Origin of the sequence: Knoellia aerolata DSM 18566 (genome assembly GCF_000768695.1) — a bacterium.
GTDB lineage: Bacteria > Actinomycetota > Actinomycetes > Actinomycetales > Dermatophilaceae > Knoellia > Knoellia aerolata.
The window spans coordinates 1-21,307 of sequence record NZ_AVPL01000040.1 but is presented as its reverse complement, the minus strand read 5'-3'; the positions used below and the strand labels follow the sequence as shown (position 1 = coordinate 21,307).

At 72.4% G+C, this 21,307-nt stretch carries 20 protein-coding genes and 1 pseudogene; 2 read left to right on the top strand and 19 right to left on the bottom strand.

The genetic code is table 11. The features are described 5' to 3' along the window. Position 1: 1 nt before the first annotated feature. The 12 genes and pseudogenes from N801_RS13430 to N801_RS13380 form a co-directional block, all read right to left on the bottom strand. Positions 2-1,537 carry an SDR family NAD(P)-dependent oxidoreductase gene (locus N801_RS13430; RefSeq protein ID WP_052113002.1) on the bottom strand — a complete coding sequence of 512 codons (1,536 nt, stop codon included), beginning with the start codon at positions 1,535-1,537 and terminating at the stop codon, positions 2-4. Between the two features lie 51 nt (positions 1,538-1,588). After that, positions 1,589-1,915, bottom strand: a complete 327-nt coding sequence (locus N801_RS21995; RefSeq protein WP_439330538.1) for a TOBE-like domain-containing protein — start codon at positions 1,913-1,915, stop codon at positions 1,589-1,591. Positions 1,916-1,945: 30 nt separating this feature from the next. Next, positions 1,946-2,599, bottom strand: a pseudogene (locus tag N801_RS21990) (sulfate/molybdate ABC transporter ATP-binding protein); the annotation flags it as partial. After that, on the bottom strand, positions 2,596-3,402 hold the full coding sequence (gene cysW / locus N801_RS13420; protein WP_035938710.1) for a sulfate ABC transporter permease subunit CysW: 807 nt from the start codon (positions 3,400-3,402) through the stop codon (positions 2,596-2,598). The gene cysW and the pseudogene N801_RS21990, both read right to left, overlap by 4 nt. After that, positions 3,399-4,325, bottom strand: a complete 927-nt coding sequence (cysT, locus tag N801_RS13415) for a sulfate ABC transporter permease subunit CysT (RefSeq protein ID WP_035938708.1) — start codon at positions 4,323-4,325, stop codon at positions 3,399-3,401. Before cysT ends, cysW begins: the two co-directional genes overlap by 4 nt. Before the next feature lies 1 nt (position 4,326). Continuing rightward, positions 4,327-5,367 (bottom strand): sulfate ABC transporter substrate-binding protein, encoded by a 1,041-nt coding sequence (locus N801_RS13410; RefSeq protein WP_035938705.1) that lies wholly within the window; start codon positions 5,365-5,367, stop codon positions 4,327-4,329. Positions 5,368-5,503: 136 nt separating this feature from the next. Further along, on the bottom strand, positions 5,504-6,592 hold the full coding sequence (locus N801_RS13405) for an amidohydrolase family protein (protein WP_035938702.1): 1,089 nt from the start codon (positions 6,590-6,592) through the stop codon (positions 5,504-5,506). Between the two features lie 79 nt (positions 6,593-6,671). Further along, entirely contained in the window at positions 6,672-7,499 is an 828-nt protein-coding gene (locus N801_RS13400; protein WP_035938700.1) for an alpha/beta fold hydrolase, read from the bottom strand. Further along, positions 7,496-9,094 (bottom strand): signal recognition particle protein, encoded by a 1,599-nt coding sequence (gene ffh / locus N801_RS13395; RefSeq protein WP_035938697.1) that lies wholly within the window; start codon positions 9,092-9,094, stop codon positions 7,496-7,498. Before ffh ends, N801_RS13400 begins: the two co-directional genes overlap by 4 nt. A gap of 125 nt (positions 9,095-9,219) precedes the next feature. Then, positions 9,220-11,598, bottom strand: a complete 2,379-nt coding sequence (locus N801_RS13390) for a [protein-PII] uridylyltransferase (RefSeq protein ID WP_035938694.1) — start codon at positions 11,596-11,598, stop codon at positions 9,220-9,222. A gap of 98 nt (positions 11,599-11,696) precedes the next feature. Then, a complete protein-coding gene (locus tag N801_RS13385; protein ID WP_035938692.1) occupies positions 11,697-12,035 on the bottom strand; it encodes a P-II family nitrogen regulator in 339 nt (112 codons plus the stop codon). Then, the gene (locus tag N801_RS13380) at positions 12,032-13,471 is read right to left on the bottom strand and encodes an ammonium transporter (RefSeq protein WP_035938689.1); all 1,440 of its coding nucleotides are present in this window, start codon (positions 13,469-13,471) and stop codon (positions 12,032-12,034) included. Before N801_RS13380 ends, N801_RS13385 begins: the two co-directional genes overlap by 4 nt. A 158-nt stretch (positions 13,472-13,629) precedes the next feature. Between N801_RS13380 and N801_RS13375 the strand changes: the two genes are divergently transcribed. Continuing rightward, on the top strand, positions 13,630-14,025 hold the full coding sequence (locus N801_RS13375) for a thiol-disulfide oxidoreductase DCC family protein (RefSeq protein ID WP_035938686.1): 396 nt from the start codon (positions 13,630-13,632) through the stop codon (positions 14,023-14,025). Here N801_RS13375 and N801_RS13370 read toward each other — a convergent pair. Genes N801_RS13370 through N801_RS13345 form a run of 6 tightly spaced genes read right to left on the bottom strand, consistent with a single transcriptional unit; the run spans position 13,958 to position 19,529 of the window. Next, positions 13,958-14,875 (bottom strand): HTTM domain-containing protein, encoded by a 918-nt coding sequence (locus tag N801_RS13370; RefSeq protein WP_035938745.1) that lies wholly within the window; start codon positions 14,873-14,875, stop codon positions 13,958-13,960. The genes N801_RS13375 and N801_RS13370 overlap by 68 nt on opposite strands. Then, positions 14,872-15,363, bottom strand: coding sequence for a hypothetical protein (locus N801_RS13365; protein WP_156996766.1), 492 nt, complete (start codon positions 15,361-15,363; stop codon positions 14,872-14,874). The genes N801_RS13370 and N801_RS13365 overlap by 4 nt, the downstream gene beginning before the upstream one ends. Positions 15,364-15,380: 17 nt before the next feature. Further along, complete coding sequence (locus tag N801_RS13360; protein WP_035938680.1) at positions 15,381-16,046, bottom strand: maleylpyruvate isomerase N-terminal domain-containing protein; 666 nt, start codon at positions 16,044-16,046, stop codon at positions 15,381-15,383. Beyond that, on the bottom strand, positions 16,046-17,266 hold the full coding sequence (ftsY, locus tag N801_RS13355; protein ID WP_035938678.1) for a signal recognition particle-docking protein FtsY: 1,221 nt from the start codon (positions 17,264-17,266) through the stop codon (positions 16,046-16,048). The genes N801_RS13360 and ftsY overlap by 1 nt, the downstream gene beginning before the upstream one ends. A 23-nt stretch (positions 17,267-17,289) precedes the next feature. Then, positions 17,290-19,251 carry a M13 family metallopeptidase gene (locus N801_RS13350; protein ID WP_035938743.1) on the bottom strand — a complete coding sequence of 654 codons (1,962 nt, stop codon included), beginning with the start codon at positions 19,249-19,251 and terminating at the stop codon, positions 17,290-17,292. After that, positions 19,251-19,529: a hypothetical protein gene (locus N801_RS13345; protein WP_035938676.1), complete on the bottom strand. Its 279-nt coding sequence runs from the start codon at positions 19,527-19,529 to the stop codon at positions 19,251-19,253. Before N801_RS13345 ends, N801_RS13350 begins: the two co-directional genes overlap by 1 nt. Before the next feature lie 97 nt (positions 19,530-19,626). On the opposite strand from N801_RS13345, the gene lepB reads away from it, so the two are divergent. Then, positions 19,627-20,334 carry a signal peptidase I gene (lepB, locus tag N801_RS13340; RefSeq protein WP_035938673.1) on the top strand — a complete coding sequence of 236 codons (708 nt, stop codon included), beginning with the start codon at positions 19,627-19,629 and terminating at the stop codon, positions 20,332-20,334. 29 nt (positions 20,335-20,363) lie between these two features. On the opposite strand, the gene N801_RS13335 is transcribed toward lepB, so the two are convergent. Then, positions 20,364-21,307: AAA family ATPase (locus tag N801_RS13335; protein ID WP_035938671.1), on the bottom strand; the 944-nt coding region annotated here is incomplete at its 5' end.

The following is a 21,307-nucleotide window of genomic DNA, read 5'->3' as shown; positions in this document are numbered from 1 at the left end:
GTCACCAGGGACTGGGCTCGTAGTCCTTGACGAAGGAGCCGTAGAGGTCCTCGCCGGCCTCGCCGCGCACGATCGGGTCGTAGACGCGGGCGGCGCCGTCGACGAGGTCGAGCGGGGCGTGCCAGCCCTCGGCGGCGATGCGCAGCTTCTCGTGGTGGGGGCGCTCGTCGGTGATCCAGCCGGTGTCGACGGCGGTCATGAGGATGCGGTCGGTCTCGAACATCTCGCCCGAGCTCGTCCGGGTGAGCATGTTGAGGGCGGCCTTGGCCATGTTGGTGTGCGGGTGGCCGGGCCCCTTGTAGCGGCGCGAGAACTGGCCCTCCATCGCCGAGACGTTGACGACGTAGGCGCGTCGGGCGCCCGCGGCGACCGCAGCGCGCAGCGACGGGCGCAGCCGCGAGATGAGGATGAAGGGCGCGGTCGAGTTGCAGAGCTGGACCTCGAGGAGCTCGAGCGGGTCGACCTCGTCGACGACCTGGGTCCAGCTGTTGTTGCGCTGCGTGTCGGGCAGGAGGCCCCCGGCGTCGACGGCGGTCCCCTCGAGGTGCGCCTCGAGGCTCGCGTGCCCGGCGGTGAGGGCCATCTCGGTCATCGAGGCCGCAGTGCGCTGGGCGAGCGAGTGGGCCGCCTCCTCCTCGCTCTCTCCCTCGTGGTGCGCGACCTTGTTGGCGGTCAGGGTGCCGAGGAGGTTGGCGGGGTGGGCGTCGCTGATCCGGTCGAAGGTCACGAGCTCGGGGTAGCGCACGGTGCTCTCGAGCGGCACCTGCTCGCCGTCGACGAGGTGCGAGTAGGAGCCCGGCGAGCGGCGCACGGTCTGCGCCGCGTTGTTGATGAGGATGTCGAGCGGACCGGCGGCGGCGACCTCGTCCGCGAGCGCGACGACCTGGGTGGGGTCGCGCAGGTCGATGCCGACGACCTTGAGCCGGTCGATCCACTCGTGCGAGTCCGGCTGCGCCGCAAACCTCCTCGCCGCGTCGTGGGGGAAGCGGGTCGTGATCGTCAGGTGGGCGCCGTCGCGCAGGAGCATGAGCGCGATGTACATGCCGATCTTGGCCCGGCCCCCGGTGAGCAGGGCGCGCTTGCCGGTGAGGTCGGCGCGCTGCTCCCGCTTGGCGTGGCTCTTGGCGGCGCAGGTCGGGCAGAGCCAGTGGTAGAACGCGTCGATGAGCGTGTAGTCGGCCTTGCAGATGTAGCAGCCGCGCGGGTTGATGAGCTCCCCCACCGTCGCGCCCGCCGGGGGCACGTCGAGGAGGATGCCCTTGGTCTCGTCGTCGATGCGCATCGGCGACCCCGTGGCGGTCCGGGCGAGGATCGCCTCGTCGTGGTCGATCTGCGGCTGCTTGGCCTCGCGGCGGCGGGCCTTGCGGACCCGCTTGTACATCCGGCCGGTCGCCCGCTTCACCGTCTGGATGTCGGGGTGCTCGGCGTCGAGGGCCGGGAGCTCCTCGAGGACACGGAGCAGCGTGGCGAGGTCGTCGGGGTCGACGCCGGGGCCGGCCTCGGCTCCCTCGCTCGTCACGGTCTGCACGGGGTCCACAGGCGCATTGTGTCCCACCCCGCGGGTCCGCTCCGAATCCGCGGGAGCGCGTCAGATGGCGAGGGCGGGCTCGGCCTCGGCGGGGTTGACGGCCTGCACCGTGTGCGCGAAGACCGTGTCGCCGGCCTGCAGCGCGAGCGCGTCGGCCTCGGCACGGGTGAGCTGGGCGGCGAAGCGCTCCCCCGTGTCGGCGCGCAGGTCGACCCGGACCTCGAACCCGAGCCGGACGACGCGTTCGACGACGGCCTCGATGACGCCGGGCGAACCACCCACCCGGGCGTCGAGCTGCAGGGCGCGCTCCCGGGTGCGGTGGAGCGCGATGTCGTGGGGCCGCACGAGCTGGCCGCCCAGCCGCGCGACCGAGCCGAGGAACGACATGACGAAGTCGTTGGCGGGGCGGTCGTAGAGCGCCACGGGGTCACCGACCTGCTCGATGCGCCCCTTGTTGAGGACGGCGATCCGGTCCGCGACGTCGAGCGCCTCCTCCTGGTCGTGGGTGACGAGGACCGTCGTCACGTGGACCTCGTCGTGGAGGCGACGCAGCCACTGGCGCAGGTCCGCGCGCACCTTGGCGTCGAGGGCGCCGAACGGCTCGTCGAGCAGCAGGACCTCCGGGTCGACGGCGAGCGCCCGGGCCAGGGCCATCCGCTGGCGCTGCCCACCGGAGAGCTGGGCCGGGTAGCGGTGCTGGAACCCGTCGAGCCCGACGATCTCGAGGAGGTCGTCGACCTTGCGCGCGATCTCGGCCTTGGGGCGCTTGCGGATGGTCAGCCCGAACGCGACGTTGTCGCGCACCGTCATGTGCTTGAAGGCGGCGTAGTGCTGGAAGACGAAGCCGATCCCCCGCTTCTGGGGCGGCACGCCGGTGACGTCGCGCCCGCCGATGACGACCCGTCCCCCGTCGAGGCCCTCGAGCCCGGCGATGGCGCGCAGCAGGGTCGACTTGCCGGAGCCGCTCGGGCCCAGCAGCGCCGTGAGCGTCCCAGCGGGGATCTCGAGCGACACGTCGTCGAGTGCGGTGAAGTCGCCGTAGCTCTTCCTGGCGCCGGTCACGGTGATCATCGGGTGCTCCTCTTGCGGTCGAGCAGGGTCATCCCCAGCAACGTCGCGACCGCGAGACCCATGAGCAGGGTCGCGGCGGCATACGCGCCGTAGGCGTTGTGGTCGTCGATGTAGCGGGAGTGGACGAGCAGGGTGAGGGTCTGGGAGACACCGGGGAAGCCGGAGCTGACCATGATCACGGCGCCGAACTCGCCCAGCGCGCGGGCGATCGTCAGCACGACGCCGTAGGTGAGTCCCCAGCGGATCGCCGGGAGGGTGATCCGCCAGAAGGTCTGCCACGAGCTCGCGCCGAGCGTCGAGGCCGCCTGCTCCTGCTCGGTGCCGATCTCGTGCAGCACCGGCTCGACCTCGCGCACGACGAACGGCAGCGTGACGAAGAGGGTGGCGATGACCATCCCGGGCAGGCCGAAGATCACCTGGAGGCCGAGGCCCTCGACGCCGCCGAACCAGCCGCCCGAGCCCCACAGGAGGATGAGCGCCACGCCCACGACGATCGGCGAGACCGCGAACGGCAGGTCGACGACGGCCTGGAGCAGGCCCTTGCCGGGGAAGCGACCGCGCACGAGGGCGAGCGCGGTCCCGACGCCGAAGACGACGTTGAGCGGGACGACGATCGCGACGATGAGCAGGGAGAGGTTCAGCGCGGCGAGTGCCGCCGGGGTGCGCACCGACTCGACGAACGCGCCGACGCCGGGCTCGAAGCTCCGCCAGAGGATGAGGGCGATCGGCACGGCGACGAGGAGCACGAGGTAGCCCAGGGCGACGGTCCGCAGGCCCAGCCGTGCGGGGGTGGTGGTCGTCATGCGGAGTCCTCCTCACGGCGCAGGCCGCGGCCGGCATACCAGCGCAGGACGGCGAGGGTCGCGAAGGCGATCGCGAGCAGCGCGACCGAGACCGCGGCGGCGTTGACCGGCCGGTCGATCTCGATCTGCTGCTGGATGTACTGGGAGGCGACCTGGGTCTCGCGCGGGATGTTGCCGCCGATGAGGACGACGGAGCCGTACTCGCCGATGGCGCGGGCGAAGGCAAGGCCGGTGCCGCTGATGATGGCCGGGGTGAGCGTCGGGAGCACGACCCGGCGGAAGGTCGTCCAGCTCGAGGCACCCAGCGATGCCGACGCCTCCTCGACCTCGCGGTCGGCCTCGATGAGGACCGGTTGCACGGAGCGGACGACGAACGGCAGGGTGACGAACGCGAGGGCGAGGACGAGGCCGGGCTGCGTCGCGTTGAGGTGGATGCCGACGGGGCTGTTGGGGCCGTAGAGCGAGAGCAGGACGATGCTCGCGACGATCGTCGGCAGCGCGAACGGCAGGTCGATGAGCGCGTTGACGATGCGCTTGCCGGGGAAGTCGTCGCGAACCAGCACCCAGGCGATGAGGGTGCCCATGACCGCGTTGACGAGCGCCACGACGACGGCCGCGACGATCGTCACGCGCAGCGAGGCGAGCGCGACGGGGGCGGTGACCGCCTCCCAGAAGCCGCCCCACCCGTCCTCGAACGACGTCACGGTGAGGGCCGCCAGGGGCAGCAGCACCATGACGCTCAGCCAGAGCCCGACGACGCCGACGCCGAGCGGGCGCCCGACCCGGCCGAGCCCGGAGCGGCCGGCCGGGCGAACGGGCTCGCTCGACGGCGCCGCCGGGGGCGTCGCGCCGGGCGGCTGCGGGGACGGCGGCAGGGCCGACACGTCGGTGCCGCCCCTGCCGCCGGTCACGGTCGTCGTCATGTCAGGACGTCGCCTTGTCGTAGATGACGGCGATGGAGCCGGTGTCCTTCTTGAACAGCGTGCTGTCGACGGTCTTCCAGCCGCCGAGGTCCTCGATCGTCCACAGCGTCGTGGGCTCCGGGAAGTCGGCGGCGAACTCCGTGGCGACGGCCTCGTCCACCGGGCGGAACCCGGCCTGAGCCCAGAGCCTCTGGGCCTCGGGGGTGAAGAGGTAGTCGCGGAAGGCCGTGGCCTTCTCGACGTTCTCGCTCGTGCCGAGGACGGCGACGGGGTTCTCGATCTTGAAGGTCGTCGGCGGCGTGACGTGCTCGACGGGGTCGCCCTTGCGCTCGGCGAACAGCGCCTCGTTCTCGTAGCTGAGGAGCACGTCGCCCGTCCCCTGGAGGAAGGTCTCGGTGGCCTCGCGTCCCGACTTCGGCTGCACCTTGACGTGGCCCGTGACGAGCTGCTCGATGAAGGCGAGCCCTGCGGCAGGGTTCGTCCCGCCGTCGCTCTTGGCGGCGTACGGCGCGAGGAGGTTCCACTTCGCCGAGCCGGAGCTGAACGGGTTGGGCGTGACGACCTCGACGCCCGGCTTCAGCAGGTCGTCCCAGTCGTTAATGCCCTGGGGGTTGCCCTTGCGGGTCACGATCGTCACGACCGAGCCGAACGGGATGCCCCGGTGCTCACCGGCGTTCCAGTCCGCCGCGACGAGGCCGGCCTCGACGAGGCGGGTGATGTCCGGCTCGACCGAGAAGTTGACGACGTCCGCCGCGGCGCCGGCCGCGACCTTGCGCGACTGGTCCCCGGACGCCCCGTAGGACTGCTGGAAGGTCACCCCCCTGCCGGCGTCGGTGGCGTTGAACGCCGGGACGACCTTGTCGAAGCCGACCTTGGGCACGGCGTACGCAAAGAGGTTGAGGGTGCTCGTCGACGCGGGGGCTGCGTCCGCGGCGGCCCCCGCCCCGACGGTGTCGCTCGCTCCGCCACCGGCACAGGCCGACATCACCATCGCACCAGCGGTCGCGGCGGCGGCCAGGGCGAGACGGGGATGACGGCTCATGGGGGAAGTCCTTCGATCACGGTCCGACAGAGCGGGCCACGCGCGGCCGCAGTTCCCGTCGGACACCTCGAAGTTTGGATAAGCCGAAGTTATCCGTCAAACAACATCAGATTATGTCTCGCATCGTGGATGCACCTCAGAAGGTCACGCCCCGCAGCACGATCGCCGTCGGCTCCCCGAGCGCGGTGACGTCCTCACGCGGGTCGCGGTCGAGGGCGAGCAGGTCGGCGTCGGCGCCCTCCTCGAGCCCTGGGCGTCGCAGCCAGGTCCGGGCACCCCACGTCGCGGCGCCCAGGGCCTCGGCGTGGGTCATCCCCACGCGGGTCAGCTCCACGGCCTCCTGCGCTGCCAGCCCGTGCTCGATGGAGCCTCCCGCGTCGGTCCCGAGATAGATGGGTATGCCGGCCTCGTGCGCCGCGCCGAACGTCTCGTGCCGTCGTGCGTGCAGGTCGAGCATCCGGCGGTGGTAGTCGGGGAACTTCTCCTTCGCGGACTCGGCGATCTGCGGGAACGTCGCGATGTTGACGAGCGTCGGGACGATCGCAATCCCTTGTGCCGCAAAGGAGTCGATCGTGTCCCGCTCGAGGCCGGTGGCGTGCTCGATGCAGTCGGTGCCGGCCGCGGCGAAGTCGCGCAGCGAGTCGGGACCGAAGCAGTGGGCCGTGGTGCGCGCCCCCTCCTCGTGCGCGGCGGCGATCGCCTCCGCCAGGACGTCCGCGGGCCAGCACGGCTCGAGGTCCCCGGTGTCGCGGTCGATCCAGTCTCCGACGAGCTTGACCCAGCCGTCCCCGACGCGGGCCTCGATGCGGACCCGCTCGACGAGCTGGTCGGGCTCGACCTCGTGGGCGTAGTTGCGGATGTAGCGCCTCGTCCTCGCGATGTGGCGACCGGCGCGGATGACCTTGGGCAGGTCGTCGCGCTCGTCGATCCAGCGGGTGTCGGCGGGCGAGCCGGCGTCCCGGATGAGCAGGATGCCGTGGTCGCGGTCGGTGAGCGCCTGCGCCTCGGTCGTGGCGTCGTCGACGGCGCCATGTCGGTCCAGCCCCACGTGGCAGTGGGCGTCCACCATGCCGGGGACGAACCACCCGCGCAGGGTCTCGACGTCATGACCGGGGCCCGTCGGCCGCTCGAAGGTGATGCGACCCCCGACCACCCAGGCCTCGGGCCGCACCTCCTCGGGGCCGACGAGGACCTCTCCCGACAGGTGCAGCACTGGAGCCGTCATGCTGCCCGACCCTATGCGTTGCGTCAGCGTCAGTGGTTGCTAGGACGACCCTTCACGCTGACGCAACGGGGTCTCGGGGTCAGGGGGTCGTGGGCGGTGCGGTGATGACGCGGCGCAGCGCCTCGACGACGATCTCGGGCGAGTCGGTGTGCACCCAGTGCGAGGCGCCCTTGACGGTCAGCAGGCGCACCCGCGGGAAGAGGGCGCGCATGCCCTCGGCGTCCTCCGGCCGGATGTAGCCGGACTCGCCGCCGGCGACCCAGAGGACGGGACCGGCATACGGCTCGACGTCACCGGGCGCGACCGGGAAGGCGGCGATGACCGAGTCCGTCCCCCGCGCGGCGTCGGCCGCGAACAGCTCGACGTTGGCCTGCCACCGCCACCCGGCTCCGTCGCGGCGCAGGTTCTGCAGGAGGAAGGACTTGACGCCCGGGTCGGGCTCGGCGAACCGGGCCTCGGCGTCGGCCCGGTCGGTGAGCTCCGAGAGCGGGAGCGCCTGCATCTCGCTGATGTAGCCCTCGAACCGTTCGAGCGAGCCGTACGACTTCGGGGCGATGTCCACGACGACGAGCCGGGACACCAGGTCGGGCTCGTGCAGCGCGAGGACCATGGCGGTCTTCCCGCCGAGCGAGTGCCCGACGACGACCCACGGCCCCGGGTCGATGGCCCGCAGCGTGGAGGCGACGGACGCGGCATACGCCTCGAAGGAGAACTCCTCGCTCCACGGGGACCGGCCGTGGTCGGGCAGGTCCACCAGCGTGCACCGCGCCCTGTCGCCGTCGGGACCGGCGAGGCCCTTGGCGATCGTCGACCAGTTGCGGCCCTGACCGAAGAGGCCGTGGAGGAACGCGACGCGCGGACCCGCCGTGCCGACCGACAGGGTGTTCAGCGCGGCCGCCGCGCTCACCTGCCCAGGAACTTCTCGAAGCCCTTGGGCAGCTGGGTGGGGTCGAGGGCCGCCGGGTCGAGGGCGGGAGCGTTCGCGCGGCCACCGAAGGCCCCACCGGCCGGCGTCGCGCTCGGGCGCTGCGCCTCGGCCCGGGCGTCGGCCGCCCGCTTGGCCGGGTTGCCCGACTTGGACTTCTTGCGCTGCGGGACCTGCTGCTGCTTCTTGCGGCCGCCGCCGCCCATGCCGGGCATCCCCGGGATGCCGCCGCCGCGGGCGAGCTGCTTCATCATCTTCTGGGCCTCACCGAAGCGCTCGAGCAGCTGGTTGACCTCGGAGACGGTGACGCCCGAACCGCCGGCGATGCGGGCGCGACGCGAGCCGTTGATCTGCTTGGGGTGGTTGCGCTCGAACGGCGTCATCGAGCGCACCATCGCCTCGACCCGGTCGAACTCGCGCTCGTCGAGGTTGTCGAGCTGGGCCGACATCTGGCCCATGCCCGGCATCATCTTGAGCATCGACTTGAGCGAGCCCATCTTCTTGATCGCGGCCATCTGCTGGAGGAAGTCGTCGAACGTGAAGTCCTCGGCCGCGAGGAACTTGCGCTCCATCTCGGCGGCGTCGGCGCGGTCGAACGCCTTCTCGGCCTGCTCGATGAGGGTGAGGACGTCGCCCATGTCGAGGATGCGCGAGGCCATGCGGTCGGGGTGGAAGACCTCGAAGTCCTTCACGCCCTCGCCGGTGCTGGCGAACATGATGGGGCGGCCCGTGACACCGGCGACCGACAGCGCGGCGCCACCGCGGGCGTCGCCGTCGAGCTTGGACAGGACGACCCCGGTGAAGTCGACGCCCTCGAGGAAGGCCTCGGCGGTCTCGACCGCGGCCTGGCCGATCATCGCGTCGATGACGAAGAGGACCTCGTGCGGGCTGATCGCGGCGCGGATGTCCCCGGCCTGCTTCATGAGGTTCTCGTCGACGGCGAGTCGGCCGGCGGTGTCGACGATGACGACGTCGTGCTGGCGGTTCACGGCCTCGCGTATGCCGTCCCGGGACACCGCGACCGGGTCGCCGAAGCTCTTCGTGCCCTCCCCCGTCGGACCAACGGCGTCGTGCCCGCCGACGTTGCCCTGCTCGGGTGCGAAGACGGGGACGCCGGCACGCTCGCCGACGACCTGGAGCTGGGTGACGGCGTTGGGGCGCTGGAGGTCGGCGGCGACGAGGATCGGGGTGTGACCCTGGTCCTTGAGCCACTTGGCGAGCTTGCCGGCGAGGGTCGTCTTGCCCGCACCCTGGAGGCCCGCGAGCATGATGACGGTGGGGCCGGACTTGGCGAAGCGGATCGTGCGCGTCGAGCCGCCGAGGATCGCGACGAGCTCCTCGTTGACGATCTTGACGACCTGCTGGGCCGGGTTCAGCGCCTGTGAGACCTCGGCGCCGAGCGCCCGCTCACGGACGGCGTGGGTGAACTCCTTGACGACCGGCAGGGCGACGTCGGCGTCGAGGAGCGCCATCCGGATGTCGCGGACGGTCTTGTTGACGTCGGACTCGGACAGGCGCCCCTTCGTGCGGAGGTTCTTGAAGGTCGCTGTCAGGCGGTCGGAGAGGCTCGTGAACACCGCACAAGGCTAACCGCCGCCGTCCCCTGCCGTGGACCCGTGCCCACCCCCGGCCCCGCTTGCGTCCGCAAGAGTGGTCGGGATCTCGACCAGGGTTGCGGACGCAGGCGGCGCCCCGGGGGCGGTCAGGGGCGCGGGGGCGCCCCGTCGCAGGTGTCGATGATCGCCGCCACCACCTGCGCCACCTTCGACGGGTCGAGGAGGCGACCCGAGAAGTCGGTGACGTAGAACGTGTCGAGGGTCTGGCCGGCATACGTCGCGATGTGCGCCGAGCGCACCGACACCCCCGCCTTGGCGAAGGTCATCCCGAGCTCGTGGAGCAGGCCCGGCCGGTCCTGGGCGCGGACCTCGAGCACGGTGGCCTCGGTGCTGGCCCCGGGCACGACGAGCGCCCGCGGCTGGCCCGGGGTCCCGATGGTCGAGGTCCCGCTCGGGCGCGCGGCGAACTGGCGCCGACGCTCCAGCAGCCCCAGCGGCCCCCGGTCCCCGGACGCGAGACGGGTCAGCCCGCGGGCGAGCCGCTCCTGCTCCGGCTCGGCGCCGCTGGGCGACTCGACGTGCCACTCGTTGACCGCGACGCCGTCGACGGTGCGCAGGACGGCGGTCCGGACGACGAGACCCTCGGCGGCGAGCAGGCCCGCCGTGTCCGCGAAGAGCCCGAGACGGTCGCGGTCGGCGATGTCGATGCGGTACGACCCGCCGCTCGGGACGACGACGACGTGGGGTTCCCCGCTGGCGAGCTCGAGGACGAGCGCGTGCGGCACGACCGCGGGCTCGGCCTCCCCCACCGCGGGCGCGGCGGGGTCGAGCCGGGCGCGGACCGCGGTGGCGAGCTGCCCGAGGAGCGCGGCGCGCCAGTCGGTCCAGGCCTTCGGTCCGGCGGCGACGGCGTCGGCCTCGGTGAGGGCGAGGAGCAGCTCGAACTGCTCCCGGTCCCCACCGACGGCGGTGCTGGCGGCGTCGACGGTCCGGGGGTCGGCGTGGTCGCGACGGGTCGCCAGCTCGATGAGGGTGAGGTGCTCGCGCACCAGCGACGTGACGACCCGGACGTCGGCGTCGTGGTGGCCGAGGCGGCGCATCACGGCCTCGGCGATCGGGGCCCCGGCGAGGGAGTGGTCCCGCGCACCCGGGATCTTGCCGATGTCGTGCAGCAGCGCGGCGAGGAGGAGGAGGTCGGCGCGACCGACGCCCCGCAGAAGTCCGGTGGCGTGGACGACGGTCTCGATGAGGTGCCGGTCCACCGTGTGGCGGTGCACGGCGTTGCGCTGCGGGCGGGACCGGACCGCCGCCCACTCGGGCAGCCAGCGCTCGATGATGCCCTGCTGGTCGAGGCCCTCCCACACGGTCACGAGGCCGGGACCGGCGGCGAGCAGGTCGCTGAACAGCCCGCGGGCGAGCGGGGACCACGGCGTCGGCAGGTCGGCGCACCGGGTCGCGAGGTTCTCGAGCGTCGTCGGCGCGATCGGCAGGTTCGCCCTGGCGGCGAGGACGGCCGCGCGCAGCGGCAGGTGCGGGTCGCTGTCGACGAGGCGTCCCGGGCCGAGCACGACCTCGCCGTCGCTCTCGAAGAGGCCGTAGCCCAGCGGCGACATCTGGGGTCGGCGAGGACCCACGCGCAGGACCCGGGCGCGCTGGGACTGGCCGGCGCGCCGCGCGGTGCCGTCGAGGGCGTAGGCGATCGCCCGGCCGGCGTTCGACACCTCGGCGAGGAGGTCGTCGGCGTCGTCGTGGCCGAGCAGGGCCGCGACGGCGTCGTGGTCGTCGCGCGAGAGCCGGTCTCGGCCGCGCCCCGTGACGACGTGCACGGCGTCGCGCACGTCGAGGAGAACGGCGTATGCCGCGTCGACCTCGCCGCGCGGGCGGTCCGCGAGCCAGGCCTCGGCGAGCGCGTTGAGGACGGTCATGTCGCGGAGGCCGCCGTGGGCCTCCTTGAGCTCGGGCTCGATCGACTGGGCGAGGTCGCCGTGGCGGTGGTGCCGCTGCGCCATCGCCTCGGTGAGCTGGGGCAGTCGCTTGCGGGCGTTGGCCCGCCAGTCGTGGCTGACCGTGGCCCGAGCGGCGGCCACGACCTCGGCGTCCCCGGCGACCGGGGAGATGTCGAGCAGTCCCACGGCCGCGGTGAGGTCATCGGCCGCCACGGTGCGGCACTGGCTGACCGTGCGCACGCTGTGGTCGAGGCGGACCCCGGCGTCCCAGATCGGGTACCACATGCGGTCGGCCAGACGCGTGATCTCGCCGGCGTCCAGGGTCCGGCCGTCGTGGAGGAGGACGAGGTCGTAGTCCGAGAGCGGGCCGGCGTCGCCCCGGCCGACGCTGCCGACCGCGGCGAGGGCGACCCAGTCGAGGCGCTGGCCCCGGGTGGCCTCCTCCCAGAGGCCCTGCAACCACTCGCGGTTGAAGTCGGCCAGGCGGACCCTGCGGTCGCGGCCGGACCCGGCCGTCCCGAAGGCCCGGGTGCCCGCGAGGTCGAGCCGGCGGGCGGCGACGTCGACGACGTCCGTCATGGTGATCAGTCCCCTCGGTGGTGCCATGAGCGTGCCGTGTGTGTCCCAGCGCGAGCCAGGACTCGCGCTGGGACACACACGGCTGGGTGGAGGAAGCCTCAGATGGCTTCGGAGCCGCGCTCACCCGTGCGGACTCGGATGACGTCCTCGACCTGCTGGGTCCAGATCTTCCCGTCGCCGATGCGCCCGGTCTGGGCCGACTTGAGGATGACGTCGGCGACGCTGCTCGCGTCCATGTCGTCGACGAGCACCTCGAGCCGGAGCTTCGGGACGAAGTCCACGGTGTACTCGGCGCCGCGGTAGACCTCGCTGTGCCCGCGCTGCCGCCCGTAACCGGAGGCCTCGCTGATGGTCATGCCGGAGATGCCGTAGGCCTCGAGGGCCTCCTTCACCGCGTCCAGCTGGTGGGGCTTGATGATGGCGGTGATGAGCTTCATGCCTTGACTCCTTCGGAGGTGAGCTCGTCGTGGTGACGGGCATCGTGTGACAGATCCGGGGCCGATGCGGAGCCGATGCGTCCGCCGCGGGCCACGAGGTCGTAGCCGGACTCGGCGTGCTCGGCCTGGTCGATGCCGGCCGTCTCGTCGTCGTCGGTGACGCGCCATCCGATGGTGGCCCGCAGGCCCAGACCGATGATCGCGGTGACGACGGCGGAGAAGACCAGGGACGCCAGGGCGATGACGACCTGGATGACGAGCTGGTCGATCCCGTCACCGTAGAACAGCCCGCCCTCGGTGGCGAGGAGACCGGCGCCGAGGGTGCCCCAGAGGCCGGCGACGAGGTGGACGCCGACGACGTCGAGCGAGTCGTCGTAGCCGAAGCGGAACTTCAGGCCGACCGCGAGGGCGGCGAGGGCACCGGCGACGGCGCCGAGGACGATCGAGCCGACGGGCGACAGGGCGCCACAGGCCGGGGTGATGGCGACGAGACCGGCGACGACACCGGAGGCGGCGCCGACCGACGTCGCGTGCCCGTCACGCAGCTTCTCCACGAGCAGCCAGCCGAGGATCGCGGCGCAGGTGGCGACGGTGGTGTTGACCCACACGAGGCTGGACAGGCCGTCGGCGGCCAGCTCGGAGCCGGCGTTGAAGCCGAACCAGCCGAACCACAGCAGGCCCGCGCCGAGCATGACGAGCGGCACGTTGTGCGGACGCATGGCCGTCTTGCCGAAGCCGAGCCGCTTGCCGACGATGAGCGCCAGGACGAGCCCGGCGATGCCGGCGTTGATGTGGACGACCGTTCCACCGGCGAAGTCGATCGGCAGCACGTTGGCCACGCCGTCGGTCGCTCCGAAGATCTTCGCGGAGATCCCGTCCTCGGAGCCGCTGAGGAGACCACCGCCCCACACCATGTGGGCGACCGGGAAGTAGACGAGCGTGACCCAGAGGCCGGTGAAGAGCAGCCAGGTCGAGAACTTCGCGCGGTCGGCGATGGCACCGCTGATGAGCGCGACGGTGATGATGGCGAAGGTGAGCTGGAAGCCGACGAAGAGGACCTCGGGGATCCACACGTCGGCGCCGAAGACGTCGACGATCGCGACGCCGTCCGCGTCGACGGTCGAGCCCGCGGCGGCCTCACCGACGACGCCCTTGAGGCCGAACTTGTCGAACGGGTTGCCGATGATGCCGCCGATGTTGCTGCCACCGAAGGACATCGAGTAGCCCCACAGCACGTAGACGACACCGACGACGCCCATCGCGCCGAACGACATCATCATCATGTTGAGGACGGACTTGGCGCGTGTCATGCCGCCGTAGAAGAGGGCGAGGCCCGGCGTCATCAGCAGCACCAGGGAGGCGCAGATGATGACGAAGGCGGTCGCCGACGTGTCGATTGCGGGCTCGGCCGCGAGAGGGAGAAGAGTTGGGCTCATGGCGAGAAAGTCTGTGAGGCGACGGTTTCACGCCGCGGCACGTCGTGTTACGCCCACGTTGCACGTTCCCGCTGCCGGTAAGAAGTGTGTTTCGCCGTCCCTCGCGTATGCCGGCCGCCCCCGTCCGCGGCCCTCGCGCCGGGTGCGAGACTGGGGCCATGCCTGCCGCCACGCTCCTCTACGACGGTGACTGCGGCATCTGCACCCGCCTGTCGCGCACGGTGACGACGACGGTGAGGGCGCGTCGGGACGACTTCGTCGTGAGCGCCTATCAGGACGTCGCCGACCTCGAGGCCCTCGGCGTGACCGCCCGGGCCTGCGACGAGGCCCTCCAGTGGGTGTCGGCGTCGGGACGGGTCAGCTCCGCCCAGGACGCCGTGGCCCGGGTCCTGCTCGCGGGGCGGCTGCCGTTCAGGCCGGTCGGCGCCCTCATCCTCGTCCCGGGGGTCAACGCCCTCGCCGGTGTCGTCTACCGGTGGGTGGCGCTCAACCGACACCGGCTCCCGGGCGGGACGCCGGCGTGCTCGCTCCCGGCGGCGCAGCGCCCGACCTGACCCGTCGCTGCACGAACGACCGGGTGCGTGCGCGGAGCCGGTCGGCGTACTCCTCGAGCGGCAGGAACGCCAGCATCATGACGAGGTGCGGCCAGAACGCGATCGTGATCGCGGCATACGTCATCGCGTGGAAGACGAACCAGGCGCCGACGGCGCGGCGACGCCACCTCTCCGACAGCAGGAAGATCACCGGTGCGGTGAGCTCGGCCGCCATGAGCACCCACTGGAACGAGTGCAGCGTCCACGGCACGTCGAGGAGCCACTCGGCCCACGGCGTGCCGCGCCGGACGACGGCACGCACCATCGTCGCCGAGTTGACCCACTCGAACCCGCCGAAGCGGATCTTGGCCCAGGCGGACAGGAAGTAGGTCGCGATCGCCGCGAGCTGCACGGCCCGCAGCGCGAAGCCGGCCGCCTCCGAGCGGCGACGGTCGGACAGGTGGGCGAGGCCGACCGTCGGCAGGAGGGCGAGGGCGACGACGAAGTCCGCCCGGTCGTGGTCGACCTTGCCGTAGCTGAAGGCGACGTACTGGTACCAGACCCAGCACACCGCCACCGTCCAGCCCAGCAGCCGGGGTGCGCGGCCGCTCAGGGCGAGGGCCGCGGCGACGACGCAGCCCCACTTGAGGACCTCGACGAGCAGCACCGACGCGGGCGGGAGGTGGAGCACCTCACCCATGACGAGGGGTTCGTACCAGACCGGGTCGGCGTGGCCGTGGTACCAGCCGGAGGTGTGGAGGAGAAGGACGTCGACGATGACGAACGCGAAGACGAGAACCCGCAGCACCGCGACCCGCGCCAGCGGCACGGGCTCGAAGAGCCAGCCGGCGAGGCGGGACCCGATGCTCATGGCTGCGACCACTCCGCGAGGACGTCGGTCTCGACCTCGCCGGTGGGCACCCGGTCGACGACGACGATCTTGTGCCTCACGACGCGCAGCCCCACCCAGGCCGGGGCGTCGGGGCGGAGTCGGGCGTGGCTGCGGGCGAGGGTCCCGAGGCGCGCGGGGTCGGCCTCGATCTGGGGGATGCGGCCCTCGACCTCGGCCCGGTTGACGCCGACGTTCTCCGGCGTCAGGGACGCGTGGACCCACTCGTCCGGGGCGTCGGCGGTGCGGACCTCGATGCCGGTCGACCAGACGGAGCCGGTGGCCGCCTGGGAGGTCGAGAACATCCGCCACGGGCTGAACGGCCACCAGTGGTCGTCCCCGACGACCGACCCGGCGCAGAACAGCAGGGTCAGCGCGACGACCAGGACGGCGCGCCACGCCTTGGCCACCGTGCCCATCCTCAGCGGCGGCGAGGGCGCCACCCCTGAACCCTGCTCCCCCTGACCCATGGCAGGAGGGTATCGGCTCAGAACGCGGAGACGTCGCCGGTCGAGCGTTGCGGCCGGCTCAGCGCCCGCACGAGCGCCACCTGGCCGTGCCGCCTCAGCGACACCTCCGTGAGCAGCGCCAGGACCGGGGACACCACCGCCGGGTCGTGCTCCGGGGTGGGAAGGCCCACGCTCACGGCGAGGTCGTCGCCGTGGACGACCATCTCCATCAGCCGGGTCGTGACGAAGTCCGGCGTCGGGAGCGACCAGCCCTGCCAGGGGATGTGGATGACGTCCGGGTCGCGGGGCGCGGCGACCAGCGCGGGCAGGTCGGCGAGCACCTGCCGGGCCCGCCCCACCACGGCCTCGTGGCCGACGGCCGCCGCCGCGTTGTCCTTGGCGTCCTGGCTCGGGTCCGTCTCACCACTGCGCGAGGCGGCGACCCACGGCGCCCGGGCGTAGTGGTCGAGCAGGCCGATGACGGGCGCGTCCGTCGGGGCCGGGGCCCGCAGGCCGGCGGCCACGTGGGCGGTCTGGGCGAGCAGGTGGTGGGTCAGCCCGCCCACGGTCATGCCGACGCAGGCGCTCTCGCGCTCCCAGGCCTCCCGCACCTCGGCGCGCTCGGCGAGGCCGATGACGACGCCGGTGCAGGACTCCAGTGCCGCGACGAGGTCGGCCCGGCGTGACGCGCCCCCGAGGCCCATCAGTCGATGATGGCGTCGACGAAGCCCTCGGGGTCGAACGGTGCGAGGTCGTCCGGCCCCTCCCCCAGTCCGATGAGCTTGACCGGGACACCGAGCTTGCGCTGGACCGCGACGACGATGCCGCCCTTGGCGGTGCCGTCGAGCTTGGTGAGGACGATGCCGGTGATGCCGACGACCTCACTGAACACCTCGGCCTGGCGCAGGCCGTTCTGCCCCGTCGTGGCGTCGAGGACGAGGAGGACCTCGTCGATGGGGCTCTGCTTCTCGATGACGCGCTTGACCTTGCCGAGCTCGTCCATGAGGCCGACCTTGTTGTGGAGCCGACCGGCGGTGTCGATGATGACGACGTCGGCCTCCAGCTCGGCGGCGCCCTTGACGGCGTCGAACGCGACCGCCGCGGGGTCCGCGCCCTCGCGGTCGGAGCGGACCGTGGGCACCCCGACCCGCGCGCCCCACGTCTGCAGCTGGTCGGCCGCGGCGGCGCGGAAGGTGTCGGCGGCGCCGAGCACGACGTCCTTGTCCTCGGCGACGAGCACCCGGGCGAGCTTGCCGACGGTCGTGGTCTTGCCCGTGCCGTTGACGCCGACGACGAGGATCACCGCGGGCCGGCCGTCGACGCGGGACGAGACGACGGTGCGGTCCATCGCGGGGTCGACGAGGGCGACGAGCTCCTCGCGCAGCCAGCCCCGGACGGTCGCCTCGTCGGCGTTGCCGTGGACCCGGACCCGGGTGCGCAGGGAGTCGACGAGCTGGGTGGTGGCCTCGACCCCGAGGTCGGCCGTGAGGAGGGTGTCCTCGACGTCCTCCCACGCCTGCTCGTCGAGGTCGCCGCGGGAGAGCAGGGCGAGCAGCCCCTGGCCGAGGGCGGTGTTGGAGCGGGCGAGGCGCGCACGCAGCCGCTGCAGCCGTGTCTGCGGCGCCTCGGGGCGCTCGACCTCGGGGACCGTGACCGGCGGGAGGGTCTCCTCGAGCGTCGTGTCGTCGGTCGGCGCGGGCAGGGTGTCGACCGACGAGCCCCGGTCGTCGCGGTCCCCGCGGTCCGCGTCGGTGTCGCGCTCGTCGGCCGGCGCGCCGGGCGCCGGGCGACCGGGCTGCTCGCGGGGCAGCTCCCTGGTCGCGCCACCCCGCCCCCGGAGCAGCGTGGCGGCGAGCCCGCCAAGGACGACCAGCAGGCCGACGGCGACGGCGAAGAATTCCCAGAAGGTGTCGATGGCACTCACCGGCTCATCCTCGCATCAGCGCCTCAGAAGATGCGGACCCGCTCGCCCTCCGGGAGCCACATGCCGTCGCCCTCGGCGACGTCGAACGCCTCGTGGAACTCGGTGAGGTTGCGCACGGCGTTGGCGCGCAGGTCCATGGGTGCGTGCGGGTCGATCGCGAGCAGCCGGACGGCCTCCGCCTCACGAGCCGCGCCGCACCACACGCGGGCCCAGCCGATGAAGAAGCGCTGGTCCCCCGTGAGGTCGTCGATGACCGGGGCCTCGCCGCCCTCGGTGGAGATCCGGTATGCCGCGTGCCCGATCGTGAGCCCGCCGAGGTCTCCGATGTTCTCGCCGACGGTGAGCGCCCCGTTGACCTTGTGGCCGGGGGCGTCGCGCGACTCGAGGTCGTCGAACTGGGTGATGAGCCGCTTCGCGCGACCGTCGAAGTTGGCACGGTCGCTCTCGGTCCACCAGTTGCGCAGGTTGCCCTCGCCGTCGTACTGCGAGCCCTGGTCGTCGAACCCGTGGCCGACCTCGTGGCCGATGACGGCACCGATGCCGCCGTAGTTGACGGCGTCGTCGGCCTCGACGTCGAAGAACGGCGGCTGGAGGATCGCGGCCGGGAAGACGATCTCGTTGAGCCCGGGGTTGTAGTACGCGTTGACGGTCTGCGGCGTCATGAACCACTCGTCGCGGTCCACGGGGCCGCCGAGCTTGGCGAGGTTGCGGTCGACCTCGAAGGCCGAGGCCCGGGCGACGTTGCCGAGCAGGTCGGCGGGGTCCACCGCGAGGGCGGAGTAGTCGCGCCACCGCTCGGGGTAGCCGATCTTGGGGGTGAACGCCTCGAGCTTGGCCAGCGCCTCGCGACGGGTCTGCTCACCCATCCACTCGAGGCCGTCGAAGTCGCGGCGGAAGGCCTCCACGAGGTTGTCGACGAGCTCGACCATCCGCTCCTTGGCCCGCGGCGGGAAGTGCCGCTCGACGTAGAGCTGGCCGACCGCCTCGCCGAGGGCCTCCTCGACGAGGCCGACCCCGCGCTTCCACCGCTCCCGGTTCTCCGGCACCCCCGACAGGGTGCGACCGAAGAAGTCGAAGTTCTCCGCGACGATCGCCTCGGGCAGGTACGGCGCGAGCGCGTGCACGACGCGCCAGCGCAGCCAGTCCTGCCACGTGGCGAGGTCGACGTCCGACAGTGCCTCGCTGATCGAGCGGAGGTGGTCGGGCTGGCGCGCGACGACCTGGTCGAACGACGTCGCGGGCGCCTGCGCCCCCGCGAGGTAGGCGTCCCAGTCGACTCCCGGCGTGAGCTCGTCGAGCCCGGCCCGGTCGAGCAACGTGTAGGTCTTCACGGCGTCGCGGTTCGCGACCTGGTCCCAGTGCGAGGCCGCGATCCGCGTCTCGAGCCCCATGATCCGGTCGGCGGCAGCGGTCGCCTCGTCACCGGCATACAGCCCGGCGAGGGTGAGCATCCGCGCGACGTGCGGCGGGTATGCCGTCCGGATCGCCTCGTGCCGCGCCTCGCGGTAGTAGGCCTCGTCGGGCAGGCCGATGCCGGCCTGCTCGAGGTAGACGACGTAGCGGGTGGAGTCGCGGTCGTCGGTGTTGACGATGGGGTGGACCAGCCCGTCCACCCCGGCGCGCAGGAAGCGGCCGAGCAGCGACACGACGTCCTGCGGCGACGAGGCGCCGGAGATGGCCTCGAGGAAGGGCGCGAGCGGCTCGACCCCGCGCTGCTCGATGCGGGCCTCGTCCATGAAGGAGCTGTAGAGGTCGCCGACCTTGCGCGCGACCGTGCCGTCGGCCGGCTCGCCCTCGGCGACGGAGGTGATGATGTCGCGGACCTGTGCCTCGGCGTTCTCGCGCAGGATGTCGAAGCTGCCGTAGCGGCCGCGGTCCGACGGGATCTCGGTGCGCGCGACCCAGCCGCCGTTGACGTGGCCGAAGAGGTCGTCCTGCGGCCGGACCGAGGGGTCGCCGGCGGAGTGGTCGATCCCCGAGCGCATCATGCGCGGGCGGAGGTGTCGGCGGGCTCGGCCGGCAGCGGGGCAGGGCCGGCCAGGGGCGCGGCGAGGGACGCGGTGTCGGCGTCTCCGCCGTCGCCCGTGCCACGGTCGAGCCGGTCGCGGGCCGACTGCTGGCGCTCCTTGAGCGCGCTGACGACCTCCTCACCCTTGGGCGTGAGGATGCCTCGGCCGTCGCGACGCGCCGGGACGGCGACGAGCGCGACCACGACCAGGGCGAGTCCGACGCAGATGAGCATGCCGATGATGAGGGCGACCATGCCCCAAGGGTGTCCTATGTCCGGCCGCGCACACAAAGCGACACCCCGCCGCCCGCTGGCGCGCTGCGAACGCGTCGGTCCGCGTAGGCTCCACCGCGTGAGCGCGACGACCCCGCCCCGGGAGGGCCAGCGGCAGCGTCGCAGGCTCCCGGTCGGCTTCGAGATCGTCATCGCCGTCATCGTCGTCGCCCTCGTGCAGGCCTTCCTCGTCAAGCCGTTCGGGGTGCCCTCGCAGTCGATGGAGCAGACGCTGCGGATCGGCGACCGGATCCTCGTCAACCGGACCGACACGACCGTGGACCGCGGCGACATCGTCGTCTTCTCCCACGGCGCGACGTGGCAGGAGTCCACGCTCCCCCGCTCGGGGAACCCGCTGCTCGCCGCTGCGAAGCGGGTCGGTGACGTCACCGGCATCGGACCGTCCAACACGGCATACACGGTCAAGCGGGTCATCGGCCTGCCCGGCGACCGCGTCGAGTGCTGCGACGAGCAGGGCCGGGTCGTCGTCGAGGGCGACCCGCTCGACGAGCCCTACGTCTTCGAGGACCACACCTTCCGCGCTCCGGAGCTGACCTGCTCGTCGACGCCCCGGTCGTCCCGCTGCTTCCCGGAGATCCGGGTGCCCACCGACCGCCTCCTCGTCCTCGGCGACCACCGCTCGCAGTCGGCCGACTCGGTCGTCAACTGCCGTGGCGGGGTCGACGCCTCGGGGTGCGCCCGGTTCGTGCCCGTGAACCGCGTCGTCGGCCCGGTCGTGCTGAGGATCTGGCCGGTCGGGACGTTCGGGCGCATCCCCTCCGACTGACCGGCCCACGGCTGACCGGCGAGTGACCCTCAGGCGGTCGCGGCGACGTCGCGGATGCGCTGCGACACGACGGTCGTGATGCCGTCTCCCCGCATGCTCACGCCGTAGAGGGCGTCGGCGATCTCCATCGTCTTCTTCTGGTGGGTGATGACGATGAGCTGGCTCGAGCTGCGCAGCTCGTCGAAGAGGGTGATGAGGCGGCCGAGGTTGGTGTCGTCGAGGGCGGCCTCGACCTCGTCCATGATGTAGAACGGGCTCGGTCGCGCCTTGAAGATCGCGACGAGGATGGCCACCGCGACGAGCGAGCGCTCCCCACCGGAGAGCAGCGAGAGACGCTTGACCTTCTTGCCGGGCGGACGGGCCTCGACCTCGATGCCCGTGGTGAGCATGTTGCCCGGGTCGGTGAGCACGAGCTGGCCCGCGCCACCGGGGAAGAGCCGCTGGAAGACGTGCTCGAACTGCTCGGCGGTGTCGTGGAAGGCCTCGGTGAAGACCTGCTCGACGCGCTCGTCGACGGACCGGACGATGTCGAGGAGGTCGCGCTTGGACTTCTTGAGGTCCTCGAGCTGCTCGGTGAGGAACGCGTGCCGCTCCTCGAGCGCCGCGAACTCCTCGAGCGCGAGCGGGTTGACCCGGCCCAGAGCGGACAGGCCGCGCTCGGCCTTGCGCAGGCGCTTCTCCTGCTCGTCGCGCACGAACGGCGCGGGCGCCGGCAGCTCGCCCTCGTGGTCGGGCCCGGCGACGAACGGGATCGGCTGGTGCGGTCCGTAGTCCTCCATGAGGACGTCGGGGTCGATGCCGAGCTCCTCGACGGCCCGGGCCTGCAGCTGCTCGATGCGGGCGACCTGGCGGGCGCGCGCGACCTCGTCGCGGTGCGCGGAGTCGGTGAGCTCGCGCAGCTCGTCCTGGTGCGTGCCCATCTCGGCCCGCAGCGCCTGCGCCGCCGCGTCGCGCTCGGCGCGCTGGCGCTCGC